The organism is Halarcobacter ebronensis (assembly GCF_013201825.1).
In the GTDB taxonomy this organism is placed as follows: domain Bacteria; phylum Campylobacterota; class Campylobacteria; order Campylobacterales; family Arcobacteraceae; genus Halarcobacter; species Halarcobacter ebronensis.
On the sequence record NZ_CP053836.1, the window covers coordinates 931,611 to 948,647 of the forward strand.

Sequence of the window (17,037 nt, forward strand, 5' to 3'; positions counted from 1 at the left end):
TTGATTAATCTTAACTATTTACATGCGTCTTTTTTCAGATTATTTAGTGTACCAAATATTCTAAGAGACTCTATTTCTATCTCTTTTGCTTTTTGATTTAATACACTATTTGGCTCTTTTCTTGCATTTGCATCAATAAGAGCTTGAAGTTTAGTTTTTAAATTACTATTTAACTCTTTTAAGTTAGTTAAAATTTCTTGATTTAATTCATTATTATTTGTTACAGTCTCTTGGATCCAAGTATCTATCTCTTTAGAGTTTTCGGCAACCCATTTATCATAAGTTCCAAGTTTTGAGTACACATTATCTTTAACAGTTAATACATTTACTTTGAGTTTGGCAGTATCATATACTAAATCAACATTACATACCTCTTCTCTTGCCTCTTCTAAGAAACTTGCTCTTGAAGCCGCTGTTACAAGAGAGCTAGACATATTTGCAATTTCACTAGACATTTTAGAAATCTCTTCTGCAACTTGTGCATTTTGTTGTGTTGCTTGGTCTAGTGTATTAACTGCATCATTAATTTGAATAATACCTCTCTCTTGCTCTTTTGAAGCATTTGCAACGTGGTCAATTTTTTCAATTGTGAGTTTGATATTTTTGTTAAGTATTTCATATCCTTGAATCATTTCATCAGATATTTTTTTACCTTCATCAGCTTTACTTGTTGCATTTTCAACCAGCTCTTTAATCTCTTTTGCTGCTTCAGCAGATCTACTTGCAAGATTTCTAACCTCTTGTGCAACAACAGCAAAACCTTTTCCAGCTTCACCAGCAGTTGCAGCTTCAACAGCTGCATTAAGTGAAAGAATATTTGTTTGGAATGCAATTTGATCGATTACTTCAATAGCTTCATTAATAGAAGATATTTGAGTATTTATCTGATCCATTGCCACAGCAGTTTTGTTTGCAAACTCATGTCCAGTATGTGCAGCTTTTGTAACATCACTTGCAAGGTTTGACATCTCAATAGTTGTTTGAGTATTTCCTTGGATATTTGCAGTTATCTCTTCTAATGCAGCAGCAGTCTCTTCCAATGAAGCTGCTTGTTGGCTTGATGATTTAGAAAGGTTATTTGATGCTCCTGAAAGAGTATGAGTATTTTTATTTAAAGCATCTCCTGTATTCATAATCATTGCCAAAATTTCAGAAGTGTTATTCCCTACTAATTTAATACCAGCAGTTAAAGAACCTAAATCTCCATAAATTCCTCTATCATCAATTTTATAATCAAATTTTGATTCAGAGTAGTTTCTTAAAGTTATGTTGATTTTATCTAAAGTCTCTTTTGTGTGCGAAATCATAGTGTTAAGTTTGTTTTTTAAATCCTCAACATAAGGGTTTGCAGCTTTAGCTTCAACTTTATAAACAAAGAAACCATTTCCTGTTTTTTCTAAAATATCATTTGCCTCTTCAATAACAATTTCGTCTTGTTTTAGCCCTTCATTTACCTTTTCCATATAGGAATTGAAAAGGTGTGCTACTTCTCCAATCTCATCTTTTGAAGTAACTTGAAGTTTAATATTTGGGTCATTTGTTTGAAGTAAATTTCTAAATCCCTCTTTTAAAGCCTGAATAGGTTTTGTAGCTCTTTTTACAATTATAAAAATAAGTCCAATTGTAATCCATCCAAATACTGTTGAAGCTAGTAAAATATCTATAACTAAATCTCCAATTCTTCCATCTGATTCATCAAGCGAGAAAGTTAAGTCCATAATCCCAATTATATCCCCTTCTGCTTGATTTGCATGACACATTAGACACTCTTGTGTTGCAATCATTGGTTTTATCATTCTAAGTGTGTGCTCATTGTTGTCATCTTCTAAAAGCTGATTATCTTTTGTTTTAAAAGAGTTTAATATATCTTTATCATTTGTAAATTCACTTCCTGGTGCATATAAATCAATTAAAGCTTGACTCTTTGCAATTGTTAGATTTTTTACTCCTTTAATTGTTTTTGCCTCTTCTTCTGCTTTCATAATTTGAGCAGGATCTCCAGTGTTCATAGCATTTCTCAAACTTTGAAAAATTGCTGTATTTAACATTTCAAGATTCTCTTTTGTTGTAACAATAGCATCATTTTTCACTTGTAGTGTCGTAAAATACGTCACAATCAAACTAGATAGTGACATTAGTACAAAAAGTGCAAATATAATTTTGTTACTAATCTTTTTTGTTATTAATTTTAGCATTATTGATATCCCCAATATTTAAGTTCATTTATTATATAATCTAATTCATTTATTACATATAAAAAAAGTATAAAATAAATTAGAAGTTTGGAAAAATAATGATAATCGGACTAGAAGGAACAGTAGAAAAAAAGGAGCCAACATCTCTTCATATTAACGTAAATGGCGTAGTTTATGAAGTGTTCGTTTCAGTCAATTGTAGCTCAAAAATAACGGAAAATAAAGTTAAGCTAAATATTACACATATTATAAGGGAAGATGCTCAATCTTTGTATGGTTTTAGTGATATAAATGAAAAAAAACTATTTGATACGGTAATAAAAATAAATGGAGTTGGGCCAAAAGTTGCCCTTGCAATTTGTTCCACCTTTACACCTAGTTCTTTTGCCCAGATTGTAACTTCAAAAGATATTTCAATGCTAAAAAGAGTTCCTGGTATTGGTCCAAAAGGAGCAAGTAGAATTTTAGTGGAGCTTTCTGGTTTTGTAATAGATTCAGATGGAGAGAATAGTAGTAACTCTTCAGCAATGCTTGAAGCCTCACTTGCTTTAGAATCTTTAGGGTTTAAAAAAGATATAGTTTCAAAAGTATTAAACAGTTGCAAATCAACAAACACAAGTGATCTTGTAAAAGAATCACTTAAATTGTTACAAAAATAGGAGAAAATAGTGAAAATAGGAATAGTTTTTGGTGGTCAATCATATGAACATGAGATCTCAATAGTATCAGCTATTGCAATGAAAGATGTTTTAAAAGAGGAGTTAATATATATTTTTTGTGACCAAAATAGAGATTTTTTTCATATCCCAACAAATACAATAAAATCAAAACTTTTTAGCAGTGGGGAGTATAAAAAATGTGACTCTTTAACTTTACAAAAGGGATCTTTTGTAAAAAAAGGGCTTTTATCTCAAAAAAGTTTAGATGTTGATGTTTATTTAAATCTTGCCCATGGCGCTGATGGGGAAGATGGACTATTTTCTTCTATGTTTGAGTTATATAATCTTCCTTATATTGGACCTAGAAAAAGTGCTTGTTCTGTTAGTATTAATAAGTTTTTAACAAAAGGTTATGCTTATAGTTGTGATATAAAAACAATTGATTATAAATATTATACAAAAGATAATCAAATAGAAGTATCAAATTTTCCAGTAATAGTAAAACCAACAACATTGGGAAGTTCAATAGGAGTTTCAATTGTAAAATCAAAAGAGGAATTAGAATATGCCCTTGATGTTGCTTTTGAATTTGATGAAGCAATTATTATTGAACCATTTATTGCTGGAATAAAAGAGTACAATCTAGCAGGTTGCAAAATAAATGGAGAGTTTAAATTTTCTATTATTGAGGAACCACAAAAAGCTGAATTTTTGGATTTTGATAAAAAATATTTAGATTTTGCAAGAACTTCAACAGCTTTAAAAGCTGATATCTCTACACAAATGGAAGAGAAAATCAAAGACTCTTTTAAAAAGATTTATAACAATATCTTTGAAGGTTCATTGATTAGATGTGATTTTTTTGTTTTAGAAGATGAAGTTTATTTAAATGAGATAAACCCAATTCCTGGCTCTATGGCAAACTATCTTTTCAGTGATTTTAATTCAACTTTAACCTCTTTATCAAATAATCTTCCAAAAACAAAAAAAATAAATATTACATACGAATATGTAAATAAAATCCAAAGTGCCAAAGGAAAATAGTTGGCATTAAAGAGTATAAAAATAGATAATAAAGAGTTTGATATCTCTTATGAGATATTAAACCCAAATCAAGAGAAATGTATACTATTTTTACACGGTTGGGGTTCAAATAAAGAGATTATGAAACAAGCTTTTTCTCCTTTTTTAAAAGAGTTTAAACATATCTATCTTGATATGCCTGGGTTTGGAAAAAGTTCAAATGAATACACTTTAAACACAAAAGAGTATGCCAAGATTGTTAAAACTTTTTTAGAGATTTTAAATTTTGAGGTAGTTGCAATTGCAGGTCACTCTTTTGGGGGAAAAGTTGCAACTTTACTTAATCCAGATAATCTAATACTTCTTAGCACAGCAGGTATTTTAGAAGAAAAACCACTAAAAGTAAAAGTTAAAATCTTTTTAGCAAAACTTCTTAAATCATTAGGTTTAGGAAAACTTACAAAAGCTTTTAGAAGTAAAGATGTTGAAAAAATGAGTGAAAATATGTATGGCACTTTTAAAAACGTAGTTAATGAGGATTTTAGTGCTCATTTTATCTCTTATGAAAAAAATGGTATGATTTTTTGGGGAGAAGAGGATAGTGCTACCTCTTTAAGTGCTGGGAAAGAGATCCATTCATTGATAAAAAATAGTAGCTTTGACTCTTATAAAGATGGACATTACTTTTTTCTAAAATATGCACAAAATATATCTTCAAAAATAGAAAAGGGAATTAAATAATGGAGTATCTATATATATTCACTCATATAGTCTTGATAATGTCTTTGGGTTGGTATTTAATAACCAACTTACAATGGTATAACTATAGACTTGAGAGAGTAATTTTAAAACACCACAAATGGCAATGGCATATTACTTATTTTGTAGCTCCAATTGTTTTGTTTCATATTTTAGATAGTTTATATTTTGCAATATATTTTTATCTTGTTTTTATGACAAGTTTTGTTTTATGGAATAAAAAACTAGATAGACCTTTGGTTTTGACAGGGCGTGTAAAAAGATTTTTATTAATTTTGCTTTTTGTTACTTTTGCAATGATATCTTTATGTTTGGCAAGTCAAAAATGCAACTCTTCAGCAATCTTATTTATCCCTTTAATCCTTTCATATACTATCTCATATATTTTAGAGAAGATACTTTTTATGGCTTTTAAGAGAAAAGCAAAAGATAGACTAGCAACAATTCCTTCTTTGAAAACTATTGCAATTACAGCTTCATATGGAAAAACTTCAATTAAAAATTATCTATACCATGTATTAAAAAAGAAATTCAAAGTCTATAAAACTCCAAGATCAGTAAACACTATTGGTGGTATAGTTTTAGATGTAAATAGAGATTTACCTTTAGATACACAGATTTATATAGCAGAAGCTGGAGCTAGACAAAGTGGAGATATTGAAGAGATAACCTCTTTTTTAGAACCAGAGTATTGTGTTTTAGGAAGTGTGGGAGAACAGCATATAGAATACTTTAAAACCTTAGATAATATTATTCATACAAAAATGGAGATTTTAACCTCTCCAAAGATGATAAAAGGGTTTGTTCATGAATCAGTACCTATTAAAGACTATGAGACTATTGTAAAGTTTCCTGAGAATCTTCATGTAACAATGTCAAATCTTGATGGAATCTGGTTTGATATTGTAATAAATGGGAAACAAGAACATTTTAGTGCACCAATCTTAGGAAGCTTTAATGCCATAAATTTAACAGCTGTTATTCTTGTTGCCCATGAGCTTGGAATGAGCATAGATGAGATAAAAATGGCATTAAGTAACTTACCTCAAGTTGAACATAGACTTCAAAAGATAGAAGCAGGTGGTAAAATTATTATTGATGATAGTTTTAATGGAAATCTTGAAGGAATGCTTGAAGCAATACATATTTGCTCTCATCATGAGGGAAGAAAAGTTATAGTAACTCCAGGACTTGTAGAGTCAACTTCTGAAGCTAATATTCTTTTGGCAAATGAGATTAATGAGAAGTTTGATTATGCAATAATAACAGGAAGTCTAAATGCACAACTTTTAAGCTCAAATATTGATAATGAAAAACTTTTTGTATTAAAAGATAAAAGTGAATTAGAAAATACATTGGCAACAAAAACGCAAGCTGGAGATTTAATCCTTTTTGCAAATGATGCACCTAATTTTATTTAAGCTATGACTTAAATAAAATTAAATGAAATAGGATTTGCTACTTTAAGGATTTTTTTACAAAATCCTGCTAAAAGTAGAAGAAAGATAAGGTCCCTTCAAAACTGGGACAGTTTTTAAGGAGTCAAAAAATGGAACACCTATACGCACCTTGGAGATACTCTTATGTTACAGAAGAGAAGATAGAAGGGTGTATCTTTTGCCATATTTCAAAACATTTAGATGAAAAGAAACATCATGTACTTTTCCATGATGAGTTTTGTTATGTGGTAATGAATAAGTTTCCATACTCTCCCGGTCATCTAATGGTAATACCACATTTTCACACAGATAAAATAGAAGAGCTAGAAGCTGAAATTTGGGATAGAATGAGTGTAAGAATTAGACAAGCAGTTTGTTTACTAAAAGATACTATGAATTGTGAAGGTGTAAATATTGGTATGAATTTGGGTAAAGCAGCAGGTGCTGGAATAGCTCAACATGTTCATTACCATGCAATGCCTAGATGGTTAGGTGATACAAATTTTATAAGTTCTATTGGTGGGATGAGGGTTTATCCTGCTGATTTTGAGGAGATTTTTTTGAAGCTCAAGGCTGAGGCTTCTAAATACTTTATTTAGAATAATAAAATTTATACTAATTATAATATAAGGTAAAATTGTATGTCTAATAATATATCTTTAGAAAAATGGCTTAAAATTATAAAAAATAGTGAAAAAGATTTTGATGTAATAGATTATCAGTTTATGTCAGATGAGCATTTTCATGAATATATAAATTCAATTGACAATCGTAGTGATTCAGAAATAAAATTTTTATTAAGAAAATTTCTTATTGTAGAAAATATGTCTCTTGGTAGTGATGCCCAACTTGAAGAATGGATATTTGGATTAGATGATGAAGAAATAGATAAATATATTAAAAATTATGTATTTATTAAAAACTTACTATTTTCAAAACCATGGATTTCAATTGAATGGATATTTGATTTATTACCAAATCATCCAGATATGGCAATTAATGTTTTAAGAGCTTATTCTATGGCACATGTGCAATTTCTTCCTGAGGGAAGGGCAATGGGATTATTTGATGCAATATCAATAATAGAAGCTAAATACATGAATCATAGACTACCAGTACAAAATATTTTAGAAGATATTAGTCCTAGAGATTTTGAATTATTAACTGCATATTTATATAAAAAGAAAGAATATCAAATATTTATTACTCAAAGGACTCGTGATGGTGGTTATGATATTTTGGCAAAAAAAGATAATTTTAGAGAACAAGAAAAAATATATATAGAGTGTAAAAGGTATATTAAAAAAAATATTGGTGTTAGATTGATTAGAAGTTTATTAGGAATTTTGTCTCGAGAAATAGCAACAAAATGTGTATTAGTTACCACTTCTTATTTTACAAAAGATGCAAGAGAGGAAGCTTTTAAATCAAAAAGACTTGAATTAATTGATATTGATAGCTTTGACATGGAAATGAGAAGAAATGTTAACTATAATTGGACAAAAAATGTTAACTTGTATATCGAAGAAATCAAAAAAGAAATAAATAGATAATTTTTAAGATAAAGCTTTTAGTCTTTTTTCTTGTACCTATTTGCATGGGCACAACTTCTCTTGCACTCTTTTGCAAAGAGTTGCGCTTCTATCACTTTTTTGTGGAAAAAAGTAATGTAAAAAGCCACCAACGGCTTCACTGTTTGCTACGCAAATCCCCTCAAAAATAGAAAAATATTTATTGCGTTGCGGAACTCCTTCATAAAAGGTATATTCAATATCTTTTAGTCAGTCAAACAGTCCTCACGCATACCATAAATATTTTCTTATCTTTTCGGCAGTTGCAGATGTTGGGAAGAAGAATGAAAGTTTAAATATTTTGCAAAAGTTGGTGGCTAGGATAGTCCAGACTTTGTTAAAGCCGAGATTTTTATGATTTAAAGTGAAAAAAAGTCGAAACTGTTTGAGGAGAGAAAAGTGCTAAATGCACTTTTTCGACGAGTTGCCACCTTAAAAAAACATAAATATAATCATTAAAAGAATTAAATCCTATTTGGCTCATAGACTTCATTATTTTTATAAATTGAATGAGCAATAATTAATAATTTTCGCATAATTGCAACTTGTATAACTGTTGTGTGTTTCCCATTCTCTTTTAACCTATCATAAAAACTTTTTAATCTTTCATTATGTCGTACAGATGTCATTGCTGGCATAAACAAAGTACCTCTACATATTTTTGAACCTGCTTTTGATATTTTAGTCTTACCTTTAACTGAACTTCCTGAACTCTTTTCTATTGGATCTAATCCTGCTAGGGATACTATTTGTTTTTGATTGGCATTTGGATATTGTGTGAAATGTGATAATAATACTATTGCAGATATTTCTCCTATACCATCAATTGTTTGAATATTTTTAAATGCTTCTTGGAGTTTCTCATCTTTTTTTATCATAGATTTAATTTGTTTAATAAGTTTTAATTCTTGCTTTTTTAAAAATTGATACTGTGATTCTAACTCTTTAATTGAATAGCTCTTTTCTCTTTTTGCTTTTAAAGCTGCAATATGATTTTTGGCTATTACTTGTTGTTTAATAATAAGTTTATAACAGGCTATTAATTCTTTTAACTCTTCTTCAACCGAATTAATTATAGGTACTTTAATATCTTCATTTTTAGCTGTTACAATCATCTTAGAAAGTAATCTAGCATCTTTTATATCTGTTTTATTTCTATGTCCGATTACTTTCGCAAAGCTTGCACTTTTTTTAGGATTGACAATAAAACTTTTTATATTTTGATTTGCACAAAAAGATTTTAATAAAAAAGAGTAATTAGAAGTTGGTTCATAAACAAACACTAATTTATCCAGTTCTTTTTTATAATATTTTTTTAATTTAGAATATAAACTTTTTATTGATTTTAGATTATTCTCAATAATCAAATCTAAATCATTATATGGAACATACACATTGATTGTTGACTTACTAATATCTAATCCGATAGAATACATTTCTAGAACCTTTATTTTAGGATAAAGAGTTCGTTAGGGTAGGATTTCTCCTACCTGATAATTGTTACACCAAATTTAGACTTATAAAATACGAACTAGCAATGCTGTTCTTGTTGCCACTCAAATTTAAAGTATAACTATCAAACTCGCCATCAAGCTAATTATTTTTTATAATTGCTTTAGTTCCGCACCGATATATTATCTTTCAAACTCTAAGGAAATATATTATCATATTCCCTTAAATGTATTATATAAGTTCCGCAGGTTAAAAAATTTTATTACTATTCAAGGATAGCTTTAACAACTGTTTGGTTGCTTTTGGCGCAACCTTTTTCAACAAAAAGGTTGTAAGCGCTACTCTCAAAGAGAGAGCAAGAGAGATGAATCTTTTGGTACAAAAGATTGTAAACACTCTGCAAAAGAGTGCAAGAGAAGTTTTAAATAAGATAAAAACTTTATAAAAGATTAACAAAACCCTAAACTTTACTAAACTCTAAACAACAGATGATATACTTACATTTCAAAAATAAAAAAAGAATAAATATGCTAGAAGTAATCTATAAAAACTTTTTAATACTCTTTATAACAATATTTTTAATAATGTTAACCTACACAGGATATCTTTTCCTTTATGGACAAATAGATAATAGCACATTAGTAATCCACAAAGTTGCAGGGATTCTTTTGATAATTTTATCTTTACTTCACTTTTATACAAAAAGAAAAAAAGTAAAAAAACTTTTAAATGAGTTTATTCACATTTTTACAAATGAAAAGGTAACTTTAGATAATGATATGGATCTACTAATTGATTTAGTGGAAAACAAAACCTTAGAAGAGATTTGTATCCTCTTTAATATAAGTTTTGAAGAGTTAAATACTGTTTTTGAAAAAAATAGTATAAAGAAGTGTTCAAAGGAAGTGACACTAAAAGAGGTTTCAGATATAAACTCTTTTAAAATCTTTCCTTTGATAGTAAAGATTTTAGAGCAGAAAATAAGAAAATAATAATAGAATATATATAAATTATATACAAACTTTTTTATTTCCATAGAAAAGATTGTTGTATTATAAATTATTCTTAAAAGGATAAAGAATGAAAAGAGATATAATCATAATTGGTGGTGGTATCGTTGGTCTTTGTACTGCTTACTATTTACAAAAATCTGGTAAAAAAGTAACTGTTATAGATGAAAACTCTATTACAGACTCTACCTCTTTTGGAAATGCTGGATTATTATCTGCTTTTGATAAAACACCTTTAAGTTATCCAGGGGTTGTCTTAAATACCTTAAAACTTATGTTAAAGGGACAATCTCCAGCTATCATACATCCAAGCTTTGATTTAAAAGTTTACAGATGGCTTGCAAGATTCATTTTAAGTGCAAATGAAAAAAGAACAAAAAAGACAATGATGCTTTTTGAAAAATATGGAGAGATCTCTCTTCAACTATATGAAAAAATGATTAGTGAAGATAGTTTAGACTTTGATTATCATAGAGATGGGATGCTCTCTGTTTTTACAGAAGAAGAGAGTTATAAACAAAGACTTCAAAAATATAACTATGTAGATGAACAAAGATTTAAAATATTAAATAAAGATGAACTTCTTGAGTATCTTCCAAGTGCTACATCTAAAATAAAAGGGGCAATACTTTTTAAGAAAAATGCTTATTTTGATTCAAAAAGAGTGATGCTTGAACTAAAAAATCATCTTGAGAAAGCAGGTGTTGAGTTTATCTTAAATGAAAAAATAAACTCAATAAGAGTTGAAAACAATGAAGTAAAACATCTGGTCTCTTCAAAAAATATCTATGAAGCAGAGCACTATGTAATCTCTACAGGATATCAAACCCTTTTAGCTCAAAAGTGTGGAAGAGATTTGATGATGACACCTGCAAAAGGTTATAGTATAACTTTTGAGATGGAAGAGAAGTTTAAACCTAAAACCTCTACAATTTTTAATGATCTTTTTGTTGTGATGACACCAAGAAGAGATAATGTAAGATTTACTTCAAAATTAGAGATTGGAAGCAGTGATGCAAAGGTTGTTAAAAAACAAATTGAGAGTATAAAGAAAAACTTTTTTGAATATAATTTGCCTTTTGAGATGAAAAATGAAATATACTGGACAGGATTTAGACCACTAACTCCCAATGATATACCACTTATTGGTAGAGATGATGAGATTAAAAACCTAACATATGGTATGGGACTTGGATGGCTTGGAATGACTTTTGCTCCGGCAATTGGAACAATATTAACTGATTTGATTGTAAATGATAAGAAAAATGCCCATAGTGATGATATTCTTCTTTTTTCTGGTTTTTATCAATAGAAGTTGCTTAGGCTAAGCAAGGTTCTTCTACATCAAAACCATTAAAATGTTCAATTTTTAACTCTTTTGCAAATTTTTTAAAGTTATTGCATCTTTGACATAAGGACTCTATATCATGTTTTGTTATCTCTTCTAAACATAAATGATATGTTCCATTATCATAAAAGACTTCTATTTTACTAAAATCATTTGAAGCTAATAGTTCTTTTGCTTTTTTTAGAAGATTGACATTATCATCACTAAAGAAAAATCCCCAACTTAAAACCCTATTTAAAGTCATATCATTTTCATTCTCTAATTCATAAAAAAATTGTTCTATCTTTCTTCTCATCTCTATTTTACACCCTTCTTCAAATATCCATATTTTATAGCTTAATATTAAATCTATTGTTAAAGAGTGAATTTATTTTAGTTTTTTGTTAAAAAATTTCGCGAAATTGTGACATTTTATGTGACGAAAGAGAAGTATATTAGAGATTTTAAATCTATTTCTCTAATATACTCTTTGCAGCTTTAATTCCTGAAGCCCAAGCAGCAGTTATTCCTCTACTTGTACCTGCACCATCTCCAATGATATAATAACCCTCTTTTACCATAAAGTTTTTATTTAAAAATTGTGGTTTATTTGAGTAGGTTTTTATCTCTGGATAATAAAGAATAGTTGAAGGATGAAGAACTCCTGGCACAATAGAGTCAAGTTTTTTTAATGCACTCCAAATATCTCTTAAAATTTTTGCAGGCATACTAAGGCTTAAATCTGCTGCAATTGCATTTGAGAGAGTTGGTTTAAAATCATAAAGGTCATCATTAAAAGTCTCTTTTTTACTTCTTTGACCCAATCTAAAATCTCCAACCCGCTGCATAATAACAGAACCGCCACTTAGCTGCATAACCATTTCACCTAATATCTTTCCAAACTGTTGACCGCTAACTACAGGTTGGGTTAATCTAATAGTTTTAAGCATGGCAAAGTTTACAAGATTGTTTGGTTTTTTATCTCTTGAAAGTGAGTGTCCATTTACAGAGTAATAACCTTTATATTTTTCCCTTACTATATGAGCACATCCAGAGTTTGTACAAAAAGTTCTAACTTTATTTGGGAAAAGTATTTTGGGGTCATAATAATCTTTTACTATTGGATAGTTTTCCTCTTTCATCTCAACTCTAATTCCAATATCTACAATATTATCACTGTATTTTACACCGATTCTATCCATTTGAGCTTGCATCCAATCATAATCAGCCCTTCCAGGTCCTAAAATAATATCATTGAATTCAATTTTGAAATCATTACTTAATCTAATCTCTTTTTTAGTTTCATGTAACTCTTTAACTTCTGTTTCAAGTGCAACAGTTACTCCAAGATTTTTTAATTGTTCTATAAGAGAGTTTATAAGTGCAGAAGATTTATCTGTTCCCACATGTGCTTGATCAATTGCTAAAATATCAACATCAAGTTTTTTTGCTCTGTTTACATATTTATCAATATTTAGTCTAGTCTCCATTTTGGGTTTCAAATGATTTGCAACTTCCACTAAAAGCTTTTGTGCCTCATCTTTTTCCCAATGTTCCAAAGGAAATCCAACAGGATAAGTGTAGTTTTGTTTGCAGTCGTTTCGTAAGCCTCCTGAGCTAATCTTCTTTTTCTCTATTAAAAGTACACTCTTTTTTGAATTTTCTGCTATTTTAAATGCAGCACCAAGTCCAGATGGACCAGAACCAACAATAATTACATCATAATATGAGTTAAGTTTTAAATTTTCCATTTTTCAAGTATAGCAAAATCTAAGTTTTTTAAGCTGAAAATTTTTTATAAATAATTAACCAAATTGTTACCATATTTATATATTATAATCAACTAGATTATACAAAGGCAACTTTTGAGTAAGAGATATTTTTATAGTGTAAATGAGTTTTTGTTTATTTTTATTGCCCTTCCTCTTCTTTTTTTCTTTAGGTATATACCAATTACTTTAATTGTACCAACTCTTTGGGTTCTCTCTTTTTATGTACTTTTTATTTTAAAAGATGATATTTCAAGTTTCGCTTTTGATAGGATTGAATATGATGAGTTAAAAGAGGTATTTAAAAGATTTATTATTATTGCTTTTTTGCTCTCTATTTTTACATATATTTTTTTTGAAGAGAGGCTATTTAGTTTTATTGAGAAAAAACCTTATACCTATATTCTTATAATGTTTTTATATCCAATTCTTTCAGTAATCCCACAAGAACTCATATTTAGAAAGTTTTTTCTTTTTAGGTATAAACAGATATTTATGCCTCAAGCACTTATTTTGCTAAATGCACTTGTATTTGGTTTTATACATATTATTTTTGCAAACTATATAGCTGTAATTTTTAGTTTTGTTGGAGGAATTATATTTATGAGAACATACTTAAATAGTAAATCGTTTACTTTGGTATGTATTGAACATGCACTATATGGGGATTTTATCTTTACCATTGGATTAGGTGATTTTTTTTATCATGGAGCAGTACACTAAAAAGCTTCAAATCTTTTATTTAACTTAAATTAGTTTCAAATAATCTCAAGTTGTCCTTTAAAAAAGGAAAGAAATTATATAAAAAAAGCTAAGAAATACCATAACTATTGACATTTAATAGAAAATTAATTATAATACGCGCCCACTAAATGTGGTTAGAGTGCTTTTTTGGGCACATCTAACGAGTTCTTTAAAGGAAAAACATGGAAAAAATTAGATTAAAGCTTAAAGCTTACGATCATAGAGTTTTAGACAGAAGTGTTGCTTCAATTGTTGAAGCTGTTAAAAGAACTGGTGCTGAGTTGAGAGGTCCAATTCCTCTTCCAACAAAAATTAGAAAGTACACAGTTATTAAAGGTCCTCACGTAAACAAAGATTCAAGAGAGCAATTTGAGATCAGAGTTCACACTAGAATGATTGATATCATTGCGGCAACTCCTGATACAGTTGATTCATTAATGAAACTTGACTTAGCTCCTGAAGTTGATGTTGAAGTTAGATCAATGGGTCAAGAATAAAAAGAAAGGGTAAGTAAAGATGGAATTTATCGTAGAAAAAATCGGTATGAGTAGAACTATATCTGTTCCTGCAACTCCTGTTACACTTTTAAAAGTTCTTGATACAAAAGTATGTGATGTTAATGAGGGTGTAGCACTTGTTTCATATAGCGATGGTAAAAAATTTAACAAAGCTATTGAAGGTCAACAAAAAAAATATGGTTTAAGCAAAGAGTTTAATAGATTTGCAACATTAGATGTTGCTAACAGTGAAGCTGGTGATTTAGATCTATCTGTTTTAGCTGAAGCAAAAGTTTTAAAAACTACTTTTAAAACAAAAGGTAGAGGTTTCTCTGGTGCAGTTAAAAGATGGAATTTTGCTGGTGGTAGAGCATCTCACGGACATAGAATGGGTAGAAGAACTGGTTCTATTGGTAACTGTGAATGGCCAGGAAGAGTACAACCAGGTAGAAAAATGCCAGGTCACTACGGAAATACAAATGTAACTGTTAAAAATGATATTGTTTCATTTGATGCAGAGACTGGTATATTAGTTGTTAAAGGTTCAGTATCTGGACCAAATGGTAGATTAGGAAGAGTAAGGATTGCTAAATGAGTAACGCAGTAGTAGTTAAAACAAACGAGTTACCAGAGTCATTCAAAGACATTAACTCACACAATTTATACCTTTATGTAAAATCATACTTAGCTGCTCAAAGAGCAAATACTGCTAGAGTTAAAAACAAATCTGAAGTAAGCGGTGGTGGTAAAAAACCTAAAGCTCAAAAAGGTTCTGGTGCAGCTAGATGGGGTTCTAAAAGATCACCACTATTTGTTGGTGGGGGACAAATTTTTGGACCTACAAAAAGAAACTACAATCAAAAAATCAATAAAAAGCAAAAAGCTTTAGCACTTAATTTTGCTATTAATGCTCACGCTGAAAGAGGTTCTTTATTTGTAGCTGATTCAATCAAAGTTGAATCTGGTAAAACTAAAGATGCGGTTTCAATTATTAACGGATTAAACCAAAGAGATACTCTTTTAATTGTTAACTCAATTGAAGAGAAAACATACTTAGCGTTTAGAAACATTAAAAATTGTTATATGATTGAAAAACAAGAAATTAATGCATATTTAATTTCTGCATATCACTCAGTACTTGTTGAAAAAGAAGTACTTGAATCATTAACAAAAGAGGCGTAAGATGGCAGATATTACAGATATTAAAGCAATATTATATACAGAAAAGACAATCGAGCTTCAAGAAAATGGTGTAATCGTTGTTCAAACAAGTCCTAAAATGACTAAAAACGGTTTAAAAGAAGTATTTAAAGAGTATTTTGGAGTAACTCCATCAAAAATTAACTCTTTAAGACAAGATGGTAAAGTAAAAAGATTTAGAGGAAGACCTGGTAAAAGACCAGATTTCAAAAAATTCTATGTTACATTACCAGAGGGCGCTGAAATAGCGAACCTATCAGCTTAAGGAGATTATAGATGGCAATTAAAAAATTTAGACCAATAACTCCTGCAAGAAGATTTATGTCTGTAATGGACACTTCTGATATTACTTCTAAACCAACTGTTAGATCTTTATTAGTAAAACTAAATGCTAAAGCTGGTAGAAATAATTACGGTAGAATCACTTCAAGACACAAAGAAGCAGGTGCTAAAAAATTATATAGAATTATTGATTTCAAAAGAGATAAATTTGGAGTTGAAGGTACAGTAACTACTGTTGAGTACGATCCATACAGAAACTGTAGAATTTGTTTAGTTAGTTACCTAGATGGTGATAAAAGATATATTATTCAACCAACTGGTTTAAAAGTTGGAGATAAAGTACAAGCTGCTGAATCTGGTCTTGATATTTTACCAGGTAACGCAATGAGACTTATGAATATCCCTGTTGGTACAATGGTTCACAATATTGAACTTAAACCAGGTAAAGGTGCACAATTTGCAAGATCTGCTGGTGCATATGCTCAAATCATGGGTAGAGAAGACAAATATGTTATCTTAAGATTACCTTCTGGTGAAATGAGAAAAATTCTTGGTGTTTGTATAGCAACAATTGGTGTTGTTGGAAACGAAGATTTCTCAAACATGGTAGTAGGTAAAGCTGGTAGAACTAGACACCTTGGTATTAGACCTCAAACAAGAGGTTCTGCAATGAACCCAGTTGATCACCCACACGGTGGAGGTGAAGGTAAAACTAACTCAGGAAGACATCCAGTTACTCCTTGGGGTATGCCAACTAAAGGTTATAAAACTAGAAAGAAAAAAGCTAGTGACAAATTAATCATTTCAAGAAGAAAGAAGTAAGGGTTTAAGATGGCAAGATCAATAAAAAAAGGTCCATTTGTAGACGCACACTTAATAAAAAAAGTTATTAAAGCTAATGAAGCTAACGATAAAAAACCAATTAAAACGTGGTCAAGAAGATCTATGATTCTACCTGAAATGATTGGTTTAACATTTAATGTGCACAATGGTAGAAACTTTGTACCTGTATTAGTTACAGAAAACCACGTTGGATATAAATTAGGTGAATTTGCTCCAACTAGAACATTTAAAGGGCATAAAGGCTCTGTACAAAAAAAGGTAGGATGA

General features: G+C 29.5%; 19 protein-coding genes. 15 read left to right on the forward strand and 4 right to left on the reverse strand.

Annotated features, from left to right (window positions below):
• Positions 1-14: 14 nt before the first annotated feature.
• Positions 15-2,195, reverse strand: a complete 2,181-nt coding sequence (locus tag AEBR_RS04590) for a methyl-accepting chemotaxis protein (RefSeq protein WP_129088309.1) — start codon at positions 2,193-2,195, stop codon at positions 15-17.
• Between the two features lie 98 nt (positions 2,196-2,293).
• On the opposite strand from AEBR_RS04590, the gene ruvA reads away from it, so the two are divergent.
• The 6 genes from ruvA to AEBR_RS04620 all read left to right on the forward strand — a co-directional run bounded on the left by ruvA (position 2,294) and on the right by AEBR_RS04620 (position 7,628).
• Positions 2,294-2,854, forward strand: coding sequence for a Holliday junction branch migration protein RuvA (gene ruvA, locus AEBR_RS04595; RefSeq protein WP_129088308.1), 561 nt, complete (start codon positions 2,294-2,296; stop codon positions 2,852-2,854).
• Between the two features lie 9 nt (positions 2,855-2,863).
• Complete coding sequence (locus AEBR_RS04600; protein ID WP_129088307.1) at positions 2,864-3,898, forward strand: D-alanine--D-alanine ligase; 1,035 nt, start codon at positions 2,864-2,866, stop codon at positions 3,896-3,898.
• Entirely contained in the window at positions 3,899-4,618 is a 720-nt protein-coding gene (locus AEBR_RS04605; protein WP_129088306.1) for an alpha/beta fold hydrolase, read from the forward strand.
• Positions 4,618-6,057 carry a Mur ligase family protein gene (locus AEBR_RS04610; RefSeq protein ID WP_128981930.1) on the forward strand — a complete coding sequence of 480 codons (1,440 nt, stop codon included), beginning with the start codon at positions 4,618-4,620 and terminating at the stop codon, positions 6,055-6,057. Before AEBR_RS04605 ends, AEBR_RS04610 begins: the two co-directional genes overlap by 1 nt.
• A gap of 128 nt (positions 6,058-6,185) precedes the next feature.
• Positions 6,186-6,674: an HIT family protein gene (locus AEBR_RS04615; protein ID WP_129088305.1), complete on the forward strand. Its 489-nt coding sequence runs from the start codon at positions 6,186-6,188 to the stop codon at positions 6,672-6,674.
• Positions 6,675-6,716: 42 nt separating this feature from the next.
• Entirely contained in the window at positions 6,717-7,628 is a 912-nt protein-coding gene (locus AEBR_RS04620) for a restriction endonuclease (protein WP_129088304.1), read from the forward strand.
• A 482-nt stretch (positions 7,629-8,110) separates the two neighbouring features.
• Here AEBR_RS04620 and AEBR_RS04625 read toward each other — a convergent pair whose 3' ends face one another.
• Positions 8,111-9,082 (reverse strand): IS110 family RNA-guided transposase, encoded by a 972-nt coding sequence (locus tag AEBR_RS04625; RefSeq protein WP_129088458.1) that lies wholly within the window; start codon positions 9,080-9,082, stop codon positions 8,111-8,113.
• 543 nt (positions 9,083-9,625) lie between these two features.
• Between AEBR_RS04625 and AEBR_RS04630 the strand changes: the two genes are divergently transcribed.
• Together AEBR_RS04630 and AEBR_RS04635 are read left to right on the forward strand one after the other, a co-directional pair.
• A complete protein-coding gene (locus AEBR_RS04630; protein WP_129088173.1) occupies positions 9,626-10,090 on the forward strand; it encodes a hypothetical protein in 465 nt (154 codons plus the stop codon).
• An 88-nt stretch (positions 10,091-10,178) separates the two neighbouring features.
• Positions 10,179-11,420, forward strand: a complete 1,242-nt coding sequence (locus AEBR_RS04635; RefSeq protein WP_129088172.1) for an NAD(P)/FAD-dependent oxidoreductase — start codon at positions 10,179-10,181, stop codon at positions 11,418-11,420.
• 7 nt (positions 11,421-11,427) lie between these two features.
• Here the strand turns inward: AEBR_RS04635 and AEBR_RS04640 are convergent, their stop codons facing one another.
• On the reverse strand, positions 11,428-11,751 hold the full coding sequence (locus AEBR_RS04640; protein ID WP_129088171.1) for a hypothetical protein: 324 nt from the start codon (positions 11,749-11,751) through the stop codon (positions 11,428-11,430).
• Between the two features lie 154 nt (positions 11,752-11,905).
• Positions 11,906-13,186: an NAD(P)/FAD-dependent oxidoreductase gene (locus tag AEBR_RS04645; protein ID WP_129088170.1), complete on the reverse strand. Its 1,281-nt coding sequence runs from the start codon at positions 13,184-13,186 to the stop codon at positions 11,906-11,908.
• A gap of 114 nt (positions 13,187-13,300) precedes the next feature.
• Between AEBR_RS04645 and AEBR_RS04650 the strand changes: the two genes are divergently transcribed.
• From AEBR_RS04650 to rpsS, 7 genes are all read left to right on the forward strand, one after another.
• Positions 13,301-13,927, forward strand: coding sequence for a CPBP family intramembrane glutamic endopeptidase (locus tag AEBR_RS04650; protein WP_129088169.1), 627 nt, complete (start codon positions 13,301-13,303; stop codon positions 13,925-13,927).
• A gap of 203 nt (positions 13,928-14,130) precedes the next feature.
• A complete protein-coding gene (gene rpsJ / locus AEBR_RS04655) occupies positions 14,131-14,445 on the forward strand; it encodes a 30S ribosomal protein S10 (protein WP_128981911.1) in 315 nt (104 codons plus the stop codon).
• 19 nt (positions 14,446-14,464) lie between these two features.
• Positions 14,465-15,040, forward strand: coding sequence for a 50S ribosomal protein L3 (rplC, locus tag AEBR_RS04660; RefSeq protein ID WP_128981909.1), 576 nt, complete (start codon positions 14,465-14,467; stop codon positions 15,038-15,040).
• Positions 15,037-15,627, forward strand: coding sequence for a 50S ribosomal protein L4 (gene rplD, locus AEBR_RS04665; RefSeq protein ID WP_128981907.1), 591 nt, complete (start codon positions 15,037-15,039; stop codon positions 15,625-15,627). The genes rplC and rplD overlap by 4 nt, the downstream gene beginning before the upstream one ends.
• 1 nt (position 15,628) lies before the next feature.
• Positions 15,629-15,910 carry a 50S ribosomal protein L23 gene (locus tag AEBR_RS04670; RefSeq protein ID WP_128981905.1) on the forward strand — a complete coding sequence of 94 codons (282 nt, stop codon included), beginning with the start codon at positions 15,629-15,631 and terminating at the stop codon, positions 15,908-15,910.
• 11 nt (positions 15,911-15,921) lie between these two features.
• The gene (gene rplB, locus AEBR_RS04675) at positions 15,922-16,749 is read left to right on the forward strand and encodes a 50S ribosomal protein L2 (RefSeq protein WP_129088168.1); all 828 of its coding nucleotides are present in this window, start codon (positions 15,922-15,924) and stop codon (positions 16,747-16,749) included.
• Between the two features lie 9 nt (positions 16,750-16,758).
• Complete coding sequence (gene rpsS / locus AEBR_RS04680; RefSeq protein ID WP_128981901.1) at positions 16,759-17,037, forward strand: 30S ribosomal protein S19; 279 nt, start codon at positions 16,759-16,761, stop codon at positions 17,035-17,037.

Bases quoted from the DNA above. Each gene is read 5' to 3' on its own strand.
- AEBR_RS04590 (WP_129088309.1), bottom strand. From the start codon at position 2,195: ATGCTAAAATTAATAACAAAAAAGATTAGTAACAAAATTATATTTGCA.
- ruvA (WP_129088308.1), top strand. From the start codon at position 2,294: ATGATAATCGGACTAGAAGGAACAGTAGAAAAAAAGGAGCCAACATCT.
- AEBR_RS04610 (WP_128981930.1), top strand. From the start codon at position 4,618: ATGGAGTATCTATATATATTCACTCATATAGTCTTGATAATGTCTTTG.
- AEBR_RS04615 (WP_129088305.1), top strand. From the start codon at position 6,186: ATGGAACACCTATACGCACCTTGGAGATACTCTTATGTTACAGAAGAG.
- AEBR_RS04620 (WP_129088304.1), top strand. From the start codon at position 6,717: ATGTCTAATAATATATCTTTAGAAAAATGGCTTAAAATTATAAAAAAT.
- AEBR_RS04625 (WP_129088458.1), bottom strand. From the start codon at position 9,082: ATGTATTCTATCGGATTAGATATTAGTAAGTCAACAATCAATGTGTAT.
- AEBR_RS04630 (WP_129088173.1), top strand. From the start codon at position 9,626: ATGCTAGAAGTAATCTATAAAAACTTTTTAATACTCTTTATAACAATA.
- AEBR_RS04635 (WP_129088172.1), top strand. From the start codon at position 10,179: ATGAAAAGAGATATAATCATAATTGGTGGTGGTATCGTTGGTCTTTGT.
- AEBR_RS04640 (WP_129088171.1), bottom strand. From the start codon at position 11,751: ATGAGAAGAAAGATAGAACAATTTTTTTATGAATTAGAGAATGAAAAT.
- AEBR_RS04645 (WP_129088170.1), bottom strand. From the start codon at position 13,186: ATGGAAAATTTAAAACTTAACTCATATTATGATGTAATTATTGTTGGT.
- rpsJ (WP_128981911.1), top strand. From the start codon at position 14,131: ATGGAAAAAATTAGATTAAAGCTTAAAGCTTACGATCATAGAGTTTTA.
- rplC (WP_128981909.1), top strand. From the start codon at position 14,465: ATGGAATTTATCGTAGAAAAAATCGGTATGAGTAGAACTATATCTGTT.
- rplD (WP_128981907.1), top strand. From the start codon at position 15,037: ATGAGTAACGCAGTAGTAGTTAAAACAAACGAGTTACCAGAGTCATTC.
- AEBR_RS04670 (WP_128981905.1), top strand. From the start codon at position 15,629: ATGGCAGATATTACAGATATTAAAGCAATATTATATACAGAAAAGACA.
- rplB (WP_129088168.1), top strand. From the start codon at position 15,922: ATGGCAATTAAAAAATTTAGACCAATAACTCCTGCAAGAAGATTTATG.
- rpsS (WP_128981901.1), top strand. From the start codon at position 16,759: ATGGCAAGATCAATAAAAAAAGGTCCATTTGTAGACGCACACTTAATA.